10 protein-coding genes are annotated in these 13176 nt (G+C 60.6%); 7 read left to right on the forward strand and 3 right to left on the reverse strand.

All coding sequences use genetic code 11. The features are described 5' to 3' along the window. Nucleotides 1-82 precede the first annotated feature (82 nt). The 3 genes from B5F40_RS09220 (at nt 83) to pyrE (ending at nt 2888) form a co-directional block, all read left to right on the forward strand. The gene (locus B5F40_RS09220; protein ID WP_087194042.1) at nt 83-1111 is read left to right on the forward strand and encodes a hypothetical protein; all 1029 of its coding nucleotides are present in this window, start codon (nt 83-85) and stop codon (nt 1109-1111) included. Further along, complete coding sequence (locus tag B5F40_RS09225) at nt 1108-1473, forward strand: hypothetical protein (RefSeq protein WP_140396468.1); 366 nt, start codon at nt 1108-1110, stop codon at nt 1471-1473. Before B5F40_RS09220 ends, B5F40_RS09225 begins: the two co-directional genes overlap by 4 nt. Nucleotides 1474-2207: 734 nt before the next feature. Next, nucleotides 2208-2888 carry an orotate phosphoribosyltransferase gene (pyrE, locus tag B5F40_RS09230; RefSeq protein ID WP_087194044.1) on the forward strand — a complete coding sequence of 227 codons (681 nt, stop codon included), beginning with the start codon at nt 2208-2210 and terminating at the stop codon, nt 2886-2888. Between the two features lie 216 nt (nt 2889-3104). Here pyrE and B5F40_RS09235 read toward each other — a convergent pair whose 3' ends face one another. Further along, complete coding sequence (locus tag B5F40_RS09235) at nt 3105-4721, reverse strand: FAD-dependent oxidoreductase (RefSeq protein ID WP_239442980.1); 1617 nt, start codon at nt 4719-4721, stop codon at nt 3105-3107. Nucleotides 4722-4966: 245 nt separating this feature from the next. Between B5F40_RS09235 and B5F40_RS09240 the strand changes: the two genes are divergently transcribed. The 3 genes from B5F40_RS09240 (at nt 4967) to B5F40_RS09250 (ending at nt 8764) form a co-directional block, all read left to right on the forward strand. Then, on the forward strand, nt 4967-6427 hold the full coding sequence (locus B5F40_RS09240) for a response regulator transcription factor (protein WP_087194046.1): 1461 nt from the start codon (nt 4967-4969) through the stop codon (nt 6425-6427). A 136-nt stretch (nt 6428-6563) separates the two neighbouring features. Beyond that, entirely contained in the window at nt 6564-7265 is a 702-nt protein-coding gene (locus B5F40_RS09245) for an HAD family hydrolase (RefSeq protein WP_087194047.1), read from the forward strand. Nucleotides 7266-7987: 722 nt separating this feature from the next. Then, nucleotides 7988-8764 (forward strand): hypothetical protein, encoded by a 777-nt coding sequence (locus B5F40_RS09250; RefSeq protein ID WP_140396469.1) that lies wholly within the window; start codon nt 7988-7990, stop codon nt 8762-8764. Nucleotides 8765-8888: 124 nt separating this feature from the next. Here B5F40_RS09250 and B5F40_RS09255 read toward each other — a convergent pair whose 3' ends face one another. Further along, entirely contained in the window at nt 8889-9125 is a 237-nt protein-coding gene (locus tag B5F40_RS09255; protein WP_087194049.1) for a hypothetical protein, read from the reverse strand. After that, nucleotides 9118-10092: a homoserine O-acetyltransferase MetA gene (metA, locus tag B5F40_RS09260; RefSeq protein WP_087194050.1), complete on the reverse strand. Its 975-nt coding sequence runs from the start codon at nt 10090-10092 to the stop codon at nt 9118-9120. Before metA ends, B5F40_RS09255 begins: the two co-directional genes overlap by 8 nt. A 1195-nt stretch (nt 10093-11287) precedes the next feature. Here metA and B5F40_RS09265 point away from each other — a divergent pair. Next, the gene (locus B5F40_RS09265) at nt 11288-12577 is read left to right on the forward strand and encodes an O-acetylhomoserine aminocarboxypropyltransferase/cysteine synthase family protein (RefSeq protein WP_087194051.1); all 1290 of its coding nucleotides are present in this window, start codon (nt 11288-11290) and stop codon (nt 12575-12577) included. The last annotated feature ends 599 nt before the right edge of the window (nt 12578-13176 follow it).

Raw genomic sequence — 13176 nt, forward strand, 5'->3', positions numbered from 1 at the left:
CCAGCGTGGCACCAAAGCTGCAAGGAAAGAATCTATCCGCAGCTACCTCGCTGCTCTCAAGAAGCATGCCGAAACTTCGACAATGGAAGACATCTACTCGAAATGCCGCCTCTTCAATGCCGACGCAATCGACCTCCCATCCGAGGGCGACGCAAAGGAACTCATCAAGGCAACCGTCGTCCTGCTCTCTTCCCAAGAGCATGCAGCGTTGATTGACGAAATTGTTGGACGCAACCGTCTAATTGATCTTCTTAAGCGCCTTGTTGGCGAGGCTCATGCCATGGAAAAGGAATGCTTGGCGATTCAAGAAACCAACAAAATAGTGAACGCGGCGAAGAGGAGGCTTAGCATCTCTTCCGTTGAATTGAAGCCGGAACCCATCATGAATTCCGTCTTTGAGGATGAAGCGTTTTTCCGGAAGACCGCATCTTTGCTGGAATGCTGCTGGAAAGAAAAGAAAATTTGCGATGACGGCGGCGACACCTTTTTCAAGTACTCTGTCATCGCAACGCGGAAGCGCTACGCAAAAGCTCAAGATATCAAAGATGCCCTACGCCTGGGCAAAGAGATTTCCCTTGCTGGAGTGACAAGCCTCAATTGCATAGATTACATAGACAAACTCCTATCCCTTGACGGCATCGATTCCCTCGCCCCCGCTCTCTTCGATGTGGAAATCGGCGTAAGAGACGACAAAGACGCTGAGCCTTCTGGGGGACAGCGGACAGAGTGTGTGTTCCTCGGGAGGCTGGCAGAAGCAACTGGTTCGAAATATATCCTCATCGACGAGCCCGAATCTTCTTTCGACAACCCGTTCCTCGACGAGGTTATTGCAATCAAGATACGGGAGCTTGCTCGGAATGCCACCGTCGTAGTCGCAACGCATAATCAAGTGCTCGGCCTCGCGTTGCAACCAAATAAACTGCTGCTCACAACATATGATCGCGATACGAATCACTACGGAATAGCTTCCGGTGGCTTACGGGAAGAAATCCTAAAGTTGGAAACTGGCGACATCGGTCCCGACACCCGCACCTCAGTGCTCGACATACTTGAGGCGGGAAGAGAATCCTACAAGCAACGCAAGGCCTACTATGAGGAGACGAGACAATGATGAAAGTTCTGATTCTTGAGGAGCACGGAGCTTCCTATCGCACATCAGAGGATGGCGCACCACATCCCATCTCCGACATCTCCGAAGAAGATATTCTCGCAATCGTAAATCTTATCCTCGATGGCGCAGAATTCAAAATGGACGAGCCTCCAGAGAACGACAACGCCAGAAACGCAGCTGAACTTGTGATTTATCGTGAGTTGTACAAGCAATTCACCGATCTCGTTTCCAAACGCGACGAGAAGTTAAAAAAGATAGACGATAAGTTCAAGGATGCTGAAGCCTTCTACAACGATGAAGAACTAAAGAATAGTCTCATCAACCTTGGACAAAACGAGGTGGGCGAAAACGAGCTTGGGTGATCGTGGCCCAGTGATTTCTGATGCTTGCTTAGGGCTGTTCATGACGGCATGTAGAGTTGCGTCTGACCGTTGGTAGCATTGGCTCACAAAATAGGGAAAGATGCGAAGATGGGCGGCGGATCGCTTGGCGAGGGTCTTTCGGAAATGCAATTCAAAGTCGAGGAACGGGTTTTAACTTCGGGGTATCAGGTGACCGTTCGCCGCCGGTTCTGTTGGGCGGATTAGAGGATTCGTTCTGATTTCTGCAGACTGATTCCGTATGAAGCCCGGGTCGCCATGAGCCATCCAGTCTTGATGCGAGCGTTTCGGAGTCATATTTGGCACCAGTCGACCTTGATCGCGGATTTAGATGTCTCGGTTTCTTGCGGTTGCGTTTGCCGTCGAATGTTCGTGCAAGGTACATGCGAGTGCATGGTTGATGGCTTTCTTCGCAATATGGATGTCCGCGCGTGAAATGGGTTGTTTGACTTGAGATATGGAAGGCGCAAGCGGAACGTGCGGTGCAATTGAGTCGTAAGGTGCAAGCGCAGCTGCGACTCGTAGGAAGGTTGCGGTCCGTCGGAGGGCGGTAGTTACGGCCTGCGAAGGGGATATTTCACCGGAGGATCGCCGCGCCCCGTGAGAGGCCGTCGCCGCAAGGCGCAAGCCTTGACGTGCCCGAGGGGAGCGGCTTCTAGTATCATGGTTGCGACAAGCGTGCCCGCCGCGCGGACGATTCGGAGAAAGGGACGGCCATGGAGCAGTACAAGCAGGAATTCATCGAGTTCATGGTGGAGAGCGAGGTGCTCAAGTTCGGCGAGTTCACTTTGAAGAGCGGCCGCAAGTCCCCCTTCTTCATGAACGCGGGCGCCTACGTGACGGGCGACCAGCTGCATCGCCTCGGCCTGTTCTACGCGCGCGCCATCCACGACAACTTCGGGTTGGACTTCGACGTGGTGTTCGGCCCGGCGTACAAGGGCATTCCGCTGTCGGTGATCACCGCGATGGGCATCTCCGAGTTGTACGGCAAGCAGGTGAGGTACTGCTCCAACCGCAAGGAGGTCAAAGACCACGGCGCGGATGCGGGCAATCTGCTGGGCTCCGAGCTGCATGATGGCGACCGCGTGGTCATGGTGGAGGACGTGACAACCTCCGGCAAGTCCATCGACGAGACGTATCCCATCCTGAAGGGTGCGGCCGATGTGGACATCAAGGGCCTGATCGTGTCGCTCAACCGCATGGAGGTGGGCAAAGGGGGCGTCGTGACGGCGCAGCGGGAAATGCAGGAGAAGTACGGATTCCCCGTTGCGTCCATCGTGTCCATGGCCGAGGTGGTCGAGTGCCTGCACAACCGCGAGGTGCAGGGGCGTGTGGTCATCGACGACGCGGTGAAGGGGGCGCTCGATCGGTACTACGCGCAGTACGGTGCGAAGTAGGTTCGCGCCTTCAGGGCTCCGGGCGAATCGAGCTTGCGTGCGAGCGCCTCGCGAACGGATCGAAAGCCCGCCCGGCGCGTGCGACGGTGCCGGGCGGGCTTTTTTCAGGCGAAGCGCTCGAGGGCTGCCGTTCCTCCGGACGCGGGCGCCGAAGACGGCCGAGCGGGCCATTCGGAGCGAGGTCCTCAAGGCTCTCGGGGCTTTCGAGGACCTCGCTTACTCCGCCAGGCTTTTCGCGATCATGCGGGCGAATGTGACCGTGCGTCCGCAGGCGTTGCCGGTGGAGAGGTTCGGGTAGGTCATGGAGTAGTATCCGCCCGAATCGTTGCCGGTCACGTAGAGGCCTTCGATCACGCTGCCATCCGCGCGCAGCGCTTGCCCTCGGGTGTTGATGCGGACGCCGTCCAAGGTGCACAGCAGCATGCCGGTGTTGCGGATGCCGTAGAACGGAGGGTTGCGCACAGGGGAGAGGCGGAACGGCTCTTTGCCGAAGTCGGGATCATTCTGGTTGTCGTAGTTCTCGTTGTTGCGCTCCACGGTTGCCGCGAGCGCATCGGCCGGCAGGCCGAGCTTCTCGGCTAGCTCTTCGATGGTGTCGGCCTTCTGGATGTAGCCTTTGGCCTCGAGCTCTTCGTTCATGCCCGAGATCGCCTGGATGGGGATGTTCGGCGCGGCGCCGTTGTCGAAGGGAAAGAGGCGCGAGCATCCATGCATGTCGAACTGCTCGGCATAAGTTGCGAAATCGGCGTCCCACAGCGTGACGTGGATGGAGCCGGGTTGCTGGGCGTCGGAATGCAGCACGAAGTCGTAGGTGCCGGATTCGTTGCAGAAACGCTCGCCGTTCAGGTTCACCTTGAGCCACGGTTGGCTTCCCATCCAGAACAGCGCGCCCACGCCGCAATCCGCTCCGCCGAGCGAGTCGGCCGGCAGGCCGCCGCGGTCGAACAGCATGCTGTAGTGCGTGTCGTCCATTTTCGCGCCCGCCCACAGGCACGCTTTGATGCCGTCTCCCTCGCAGCCGGGCTGAGCGGAGTTGAACCCGTATATGCTCGTGGTGTGCGGTTGCAGAGCTTTCTGCATATCGACGTTGATGCCGTAGCCTCCGGTGGACACGAGCACGCCTTTGCTGGCGTTCACCTTGACGTACCCGTCTTCGCCTTTCCCGATGGCGCCGACCACCTTCTCATCTTCCATTACCAGTTTGACCATGGGGGTGTTGTAGCGAAACGTCACATGCCCGGTTTTCTCTGCGTAGTCGGTGAGCACGGTGAAGCCGTCAAGCGATTCGTCTTCCGGCCAGGCGGGCGAATGGCCGGTTGCCCAATGCTTGTAGTTCGTCTCGTGCTTTTCGTCGGCTGCTTCGTGCCACAGCTTCACGCCGTATTGGCTGAGAACGGTTTCGTACCAGTCGATGGTCTCTCCCGACCTCTCGAACCAAGTTCTGTGGAGGTCGAGATTGCATTGGCCTGCGGCATAGTGGTTCATGTCGAGCAGGTATTCCTGCAGGTCCATCGTGTAGCCGCTTTCTTGCTGAAGGCGGGAGTTCACGCCTCCGACATCGTCTCGCACAACGCCGCCGTTGTACTTCTCCAGGACGAACGTTTCGACGCCCTCTTCTCCGGCGGCGCATGCGGCGAACAAGCCGCCTGTTCCGGCGCCGACGATCAAGAACTCGGTGTCGACGGTTTCGACGATGTCGCTTTCCTCGATGACTGGCTCTGAGCCGAGCCAGTCGACAGAAGAGCTGCCGTTCTCGGCCTCTTCCTTCTGCAGGTCGCTTTTCTGCTTCGGTGCGCATCCGGCCAATCCCAGAACGGCGCCGGTGCTTGCCAAGGCGGTCGTTGCAAGGAAGCTTCGTCGAGAGAGGCCTCGTGTCCGTGGTTGGCTTTTGGTGCTCATGGGTTTTCTCCTTTTGGTTTCCTTTGGCTTTTGCGGGCCTGGTGTGCCGCGATTCGGGAACGCATCCTAGGGCCGTTTCGGCGCAGCTGCATCACCCACAGTGGGTAATTTTTCATGCGACCAGATGAGAAGCTTGTTTCGTCGGTTTTGGGAAAAGGGGATTCGGCTACAATGGGAGCATGTTGAAATCGCATGGCAGGAGGGAAAAGGGGTTTGCGCTGTCGGGGCGCTTGTCTGTCCTTGGACGGAGTTTCGCGCTGGCGTTGTTGGCGCTGAGCAGCTGGTCGTTGAATGCCCATCTGTTCCCGTTGTACGACACGCAGCTGTCCTCCATTCGGGAGCTGTGCACGTTGTCGAACGGCGTCGCGCTTGCGCTGTTCGCCGTCGTGTCGACCTGCCGTCCGCGCATGCTGCGCAATCAGGTGCTCGCGTGCGTGGCGTCGTGCGGCGTTGTTGGGGGCTCCCTGCTCGTGTGGGCTGGCGACCAATCGGGGTTGGCGGGGGTCATGCTGGCAGGGGCCTGCCTCATCTCTGTTGCGGAGGGCGCATGCACGATCCTCGTGGGCATCTTTCTGTGCTCGATTCCGAAAAAGCCTGCGGCTGCGAGCATAGTTGCGGGCCTGCTGCTCTGCGACGCAGCGAAGCAGGTGTGCCCGGTTGGCTACTCCGAGCTCGCGCTTGCGGTTCACGCCGCCCTTCTGCTCGGGGCGATCCTCCTGGCGAATCCGACAGCCCGGGAAACGGTGGAGAAGCTGTCGCAGGGCGAATCGCCGCACGACATGGCGATCACGCAGCCCCTGTCGTTCCTGCCGTTCGGACATCGGCTGTTCATGTGCCTGCTCCTGTTCAGCGCCGTGCAGGGGTTCATGCTTACGTTCGGCGAAACCGGCGGCATCCCCGCAGTATCGCCTTGGAGCCTAGCGGTTCTCCTCCTGTTGCTTGCGACCGCCTGCTGGTTTCCCCGTCGGTTGACGTCAGACGCTCTGCTGAAGCTTGCCATGCTGCTTGCCATTGCGGGGCTTTTGTTGGTTCCCGCCTCCGGCTTGACGGGGTTCTTTGTTTCGAATGGTCTGATCAGTTGCGGTATAGCGGTGTTCAGCGTGTTTCAGTGGATCGTGCTCACGACGTTGGCTCGGCGCAATGCGCACGGCGCCGTCTCCGCGTTCGCGTGGGGCTCTGCGATGCATGCGGTGGGAGTCATCCTAGGAGCGAACGCCGGTCGATTCGTGAACCATTACTGGACCAGCGACGTCCAAGTGGTGGTCTTGGCGGTGGCGGTCATCGTGTTTTGCCTGGTGGCGTTTATGACGATCCTCCTACAGCATGTGAGTTTCGAAAAGACTATCAGCGAAGTTCGCGAAAGCGCCCCTCTCGTCATCGCCGCCCCTGCCGAAGACGCGGTTGAGGAAAGGGCTTTGACCATCGATGAGCGATGCGATGCCGTCTCCCGGCAACACGGGCTGACGAAACGGGAGACCGAGGTTCTTCGCCTGCTGGCGCGTGGGAGGACGGGGGTGTTCATCCGGCATGAGCTGTGCGTGTCGTACAACACGGTCAAGGCGCATGTGAAGCACATATATCAAAAGCTGGACGTTCACACCCATCAAGAGCTGATCGACCTGGTCGAGGACTACGAGTGACCATGTGCTCCGGCCCGCGGCGGCATGGCGCCGATCGGGGCCGCGTGCGGAGCTTGGCGAGGGGCGTCTGCTATCCTGTCGAGGAGGCAGGAAACGTTCGGAATGCGCGTCCGACGCGCTTGAAAGGGGTTTTTGCATGACCGCAATGCGCATCGGCGTCATCTTCGACTGCGATGGGACGCTGCTCGATTCGGCTGGCGTGTGGCGCGAGGTGGAGGACGAACTTGCGCGGCGCGTCGGCGTGCGATTGGCGAAGGCCGACACCGACGAGCTGACCACCCTCACCATTCCCGAGGCGGGAGCGTTTTTCCATGAACGTTTCGGGCTGGGGAGGGATGCCGCAGACGTGGTGGGCATGATCGACGAACTCATGCTGGCGTACTATCGCGAGCGCGCATGCGAACGGCCTGGGGCGCTCGCGTTCGTGCGGGCGCTCGCCGAGCGCGGCGTGGCGATGAGCGTGGCGTCCTCGAGCCCGCAAGCGTACCTGCAAACCGGCCTTGCGACGGCGGGGTTCCTGCCGTATCTTGACGCCGTCGTGTCGGTGGACGATGTGGGGAGGTCGAAGAGGGAGCCGGCCGTGTATGATCACGCCCGTGCGCTCATGGGCACCTCCCTGCGATACACCTGGGGATTCGAGGATTCCGCATACGCGGTGCGCACGCTGCGTGCAGCCGGCTACCGCACGGTGGGTGTGTACGATTGCGACCTTGCGGGTGCCTACGAAGAGCTTGCCGCGCTCTGCGACCATGCGGTGCGCGGATTCGACGAATTGGATGCGGACGAGTTCGTCACCTGGGGTGCTGCGCTGTCGGTTTCTCCGTCTTTTTCCTCTTGAACTGCGTCGTCAATGCGTTGAAGCGGATGGAGGGCGATGCGCGCATCGCCCTCCATCCGCCGTCGGTTGAAGCTGGTCGGCCATTCAGGTGGTGGATTCGTCATATCCCATCGACCCGCTTGCGAGGGTCAAGACGATGCGGCGGTCTTTTTGCGACGAGGCCTGAGCCGTATCCCGCCCGGCTTAGAAAACATGACGATGCATGGCGCGCTCACGCGCTTGTCGCCGTCTGTGAACGGGCGGCTCTTGGCGGTTCCACAAGCGCATCGTGTTGCTTTTACGGCTCTACCCCATCGAATGCGCGACCGATTACGCAGAATGGCATGGTATATGCAACGAAGAAAAAACGCGGAGAAGGGGGTGGCCCATGGTTGCTCTGGGGAAAATCAGGATAGTGCAGTATACTGGCGATAAATGGTAGGAAGAAAAAGGTCGATACAATGAGTGGTAATTATAACGCATCGCCGGACGATCCCTGCGGGGCCTTGGAGCCTGCGGGGCCTTCCGATTCGCCCGCCGCACCCGCTTTTGCGGATTCGCGCGGCGCTTCTGCACCCTTTCCGGTTCCGCTTCCTCCGCCTCTGGTGAGCCCCTCGTCGGCTTCCTGTTCAGGGTCGGCTCCACCCGGCAGTGGGTACGCGTCTCCTCAGTCGCCCTTTCCCCCTTCCGTTATGCGCGCGCCGAGCGAAGGGAAGGCGGTTGCGGCGCTTATCTGCGGTATCGTGGCTATCCTTTTGTCGTGGACCATCTTCATGGGCGTCGCGTTCGGCATTGTGGCCGTCGTTTTGGCATCGCAATTCTCCAAGTCGTGCGGCAATAACGGGAAAGCGGCGGGAGGCAAGGTGTGTGGCATCGTCGGCATCGCGTTCAGCGTTATCTCGCTCGTCACATGCTTGACGCTCGGCGTGCTGACCTTGATTGTTGCCGAATACGCCATTCCGTACGAGCTTGTGAGCGCAGGCTCAACGAGTCCCGCTCCGTCCGTTTCCGACGATGCCGAGACCATGGAAGCGCGCTCCGCGGCCGAAGAAGCGCTGGCGAAGGTGGTAGGCAAAGACGATGTCGTCGTTGCGACCGTTGCGGAGAAAGCCGACCGCGCATTCGATAATTCGTTCGGCTGCTCCTTGTCCGACATGGGCATCGATCCTACCGATTTCGCAGTCTGGTTGATGGAAGGCTCGACATTCGCGATCGGCGATTACGATGTGCGCACGTACTCGGACGGAACCGGTGCGGTGGTCGCCACCGTCGAGGCGCGGAGCATCTACGGGGTGATGGGAGCGCTGCTTGACGGGTTGATGGCTCTTGGCGGCGATGGGTTCATCTCCGATGAGGAGCGGAATGCGAAGCTGGCGGAGCTGCTGCCGCAGGCGCAAGACCAGGCTGCGGCGGAGAGGGGCGAGTCGTTTCTCACGCTCGAGCTTGTGCGTGCTGATGGGGTGTGGACGGTTGATGAGGCCTCGTTGGAAAACGCCCTCGACCAAGTGTTTTTCTCTTGACGGTATCGGCGTGCGCAGGCGAGGAGCTTGTGGCGAGCCGATAGGGCCATGCGCCGTGGGCGCCGAGAAGGTGGCGTGCCGCGGTTTGGCGCATGCGAATCGGGGCCGCCATCGGGCGGCCCCGTCAGTTCCAGGGATCTTTTTGGAATTGGGGCTCGGGCGCGGCGGGCCGGTCGGAGAAAGGGTCGTATCCATCGTCGTCCTCCGTTTCGGGCCGGACGAAGCTGCGCGCGTCCGGGTCCGCAAGCACGCTCGTGTCATGCGCGCATGTGCTTCTGCCCTTGCCGCGGGCGCCCATGCCCGCATGCGAGGGCAGCGGCTTCATGACGGGCCGCACGCGATAACGGGGTCCGTCAGCCATCGAGGCCGCTCCGATCGCCTTGACCGGGCTGTTCGCGCCGTTTCTGATCGCTGCCCACTTCGGCCAGGTCGTAGGGCGTGGTTTGGTACACGTAGTAGTTCAGCCAGTTCGTGTACAGAAGCTGAGCGTGCGCGCGCCAGGTGGCGTGCGGTGCTTGCGCAGGATCGTCGTTCGGGAAGTAATGGCGCGGCAGCGGCATGTCGATGCCCTTCGCGATGTCGCGTTCGTACTCGGCCATAAGGGTTTCGGCGTCGTACTCGGGATGGCCGAACACGAAGAAGTGGCGGCTGTCGGTGCTTTTCGCGATGTAAACGCCCGCTTCGTCCGACACGGCGATCAGCTCGAGATCGGGATGCGCTTCGATGTCGGCCGCATGCACTTCGGTATAGCGGGAGTGCGGTGCGCAGAACGTGTCGTTGAATCCCCGCACGAGCGGCGAGGACGGCTTCACCACCTCGTGGTCGAACACGCCGAAAATCTTCTCGGGCAATTCGTATTTTGGAACGCCGTAGTGATAGTAGATGCCGGCTTGCGCGCCCCAGCAAATGTGGAACGTGGAATGAACGTTCGTGGCTGACCATGCCATGATGCGGGTGAGCTCGTCCCAGTAGTCCACGTCCTCGAAGTCGAGCAGTTCGACGGGCGCGCCGGTGATGATCATGCCGTCGAAGTGCTGGTCTTTGATCTTGTCGAACGTGGTGTAGAACGCGTCGAGGTGCTGTTCGGAAACGTTCTTCGCCGTGTGGCTGGCCGTTTGCAGCAGGCTGACCTCGATTTGCAAGGGGGTGTTCGAGAGCTTGCGCAAGATTTGCGTCTCGGTGACGATCTTGGTGGGCATAAGGTTGAGCAGAACGAGCTTCAACGGGCGGATGTCCTGGTGGATGGCCCGGTACTCAGTCATCACGAAGATGTTCTCGCTTTTAAGGACATCGGTGGCGGGCAGGGCGTCTGGTATCTTGATGGGCATGGGAAACCTCCGATGAGCTGGGTTGGATGCAGAGGGGCGGTCGTGTACGGTGCGAACCATGATACCGGATAATCAGATGACCTGCATATCTTAATAATCGATGGCGCGTTATCGACGGGGTCAATCGGGGTGCGTCCGATCCTCGCGGTCGAAGCGGGCATGAAGGGGCGAGCTTGTAGCTTGCAGGATGGCAAGAGGCTTCGCGGCTTGCCGTCCAGTCAATTGCATTCGCGGTTTGCCGTTCGGCAGGAGTGCTCGTAGCTTGCGAGATGGCGGCAGGAGGGCGCACGATGCGGCTCGGCGCGGATCGCGCTCCGAACTGGCACAGATCGCGCGTTGTGCATAGAACGGAAAGGGTTTTCTAGGGCATGTTCCTCTGATCAAAATAAGCGACCTGGGGAAACGCGAATTCGAAGGTTGCTTGCGGTATCGAACGGGCTAAGAATCTATGCACAAAGCGACATCTGTGCCATTTTCGAGCGCGTGCCGCGCCAAGGTTTCGCGCTGTAGTCGATGAATGCGCACGGTGCTTGATGGGCGTTTGGGGGAGCGGGTTCCCTTCGCGAGGGCGAGGCTGTAGGGGAATAGGGCCCTTTCAAAAGAGGAGGGCCTCATGCGCTTCATTCGTGCTCCCAGCTTTGCCCAGGGCATGCATTCGTCTTGCGCGGGGCGTGCAAGTTGAAATGCCGGGGCGCATGGTGGCGGTTTCGCTCCCAGGGATTCTTTCTCGCGGGTGCGCCGCGAGGAGGAATCCGAAGCGAGCGAGCTTGCGCGCCCCTGCGGCATGGAGGGATCGTCGGGAACGAGGCCCCTCCGCCTCCTCCGTTCTTGTGGAAGCCTCTGCTCGACCGAGTCTGCAAGATGATTCCACGCATGCGCCCCATGTCTTTGTTATCTGAATAACAGATTACTCAGTATCAGAAAGAAACGCTATCGAGATAGAGGGAAGGTCGCTATACTAGGTCGGGCGCAATGTCGAGGCCATACCGGTTTTCCGATTGGAAGAACGGTTCGCCTTGCAAGGCCCATCAGGGCTCATGCGCGCTAACAAGCCAGCTGGCGTGCTGGCGGATCGCACAGTCGGCTACGATTCGGAGGCATGTGGATGCCGGACCGTCGAAACGACCGACCGTCCACCAGTTGTCCGGCTGATGCGTCTTCCGACCAACCAACGAGCGAACCCAAGGAGCATCCCATGAGCGATCGAGTCGAATCCATCGGCACCACCTGCGTGCAGGGCGGTTACCGTCCGGGCGATGGCGAGCCGCGTCAACTGCCCATCTACCAGTCCACCACCTGGAAGTTCGACACGAGCGAGCATATGGGCCGCCTGTTCGACCTCGAGGAAGCCGGATACTTCTACACGCGCCTGCAAAATCCCACCAACGATGCCGTGGCAGCGAAGATCGCCGAGCTTGAAGGCGGCGCGTCAGCTATGCTCACATCGTCGGGCCAGGCTGCGAACTTCTTCGCCGTGTTCAACATTGCGGGAGCGGGCGATCATGTGGTTGCCAGCTCTGCCATTTACGGCGGCACCTACAATCTGCTCGCGCACACGATGCGCCGCATGGGTCTCGAGTGCACGTTCGTCGCGCCGGACTGCACCGACGAGGAGCTGGAGGCTGCATTCCGTCCGAATACGAAGGCGGTGTTCGGTGAAACCATCGCGAATCCGGCGCTCGCGGTGCTCGACCTGGAACGGTTCGCCGCGGCCGCGCATGCGCATGGGGTGCCGCTTATCGTGGACAACACGTTCCCCACGCCGGTGAACTGCCGTCCCATCGAGTGGGGCGCCGACATCGTGACGCATTCCACCACGAAGTACCTGGACGGACACGGTGCGAGTGTCGGCGGAGCCATCGTGGACTCCGGACGCTTCGACTGGACGGCCCATGCCGACAAGTTCCCCGGCCTCACCACGCCGGACGAGAGCTACCACGGCGTGGTGTACACGGAGCGCTTCGGGTTGGAAGGGGCGTTCATCACGAAGGCGACAGCGCAGCTCATGCGGGATCTCGGTTCCATCCAGTCTCCGCAGAACGCATTCTACTTGAACTTGGGGCTGGAGAGCCTGCACCTGCGCATGGCGCAGCACAACAAGAACGGTTTGGCGATGGCCGAGCATCTGGCCGCGCATCCGAAGGTGGCCTGGGTGCGCTATCCTGGCCTGCCCGGCGACTCCCAGCACGAGTTGGCGCGCAAATACCTGCCCGGCGGCGCAAGCGGCGTGGTGAGCTTCGGCGTGGCCGGCGGTCGTGCGGCAGCCGAGACGTTCATGAAGCGCCTTGGGCTGGCGCAGATCGCCACGCATGTGGCCGATGCGCGCACGTGCGTGCTGCATCCTGCGAACACGACGCATCGTCAGATGAACGATGCCGAGCTGGTGGCCGCCGGCATCACGCCCGACCTCGTGCGTCTCTCGTGTGGCATCGAGGCCACCGAAGATTTGATCGCCGACGTCGACCAAGCGCTTGAAGCAGTGTAGCAGAGGGTGCGATCGGAAGCGCGATGCGCTTGTGGACCCGGGAGGTTCGGGGCGTACGGGGCGCGTGGGGAGGCGTGCGAACGAACGGCTTCGAAGAGGGTTTGCGTGCGAGCGCAAATGACGTTCGGGCGCGTGCGAGCGCAGGTGGTTAGCGGCGACGAGTGCGACGCGTCCTCCCGCTCCTACGTGTGCGCGGCGCGCGACCCGGGCGAGCCGCATCCGCCGGCGCCTTCGCCCCTCTCCCTCCTACGTGCGTGCGGCGTATGGGCGCAAGAAGGGCGCCGTCCTTCTTCTATTCTCGGTAGGACCTGTTGGGAAGGCCCCGTCGGCTACGGTCGACGGGGCCTTCTGCCGGTGCCCTTTTGTCGAGCGGCAGTGATCGAGGAAGGAATGCGGGTGCCGAGGCGATCATCAGGAGGGCGATGTCAATGGCGGCGAACGACCTCAAACGAAGCGATGATCCGCCGTCGATCCGAGGGGCATTGCAGGGTGATTGCCGAAGCGCTCCGATGAAGGGCAGATCGCCGAAGTAGCCGAACGCATGGCGCAGGCTGCCGCCGAGAGGGGTTCGGGCTTCGGATGGGCGATCAGGGCGCCAT

Source organism: Gordonibacter sp. An230, from assembly GCF_002159915.1.
Classification (GTDB): Bacteria; Actinomycetota; Coriobacteriia; order Coriobacteriales; family Eggerthellaceae; genus Rubneribacter.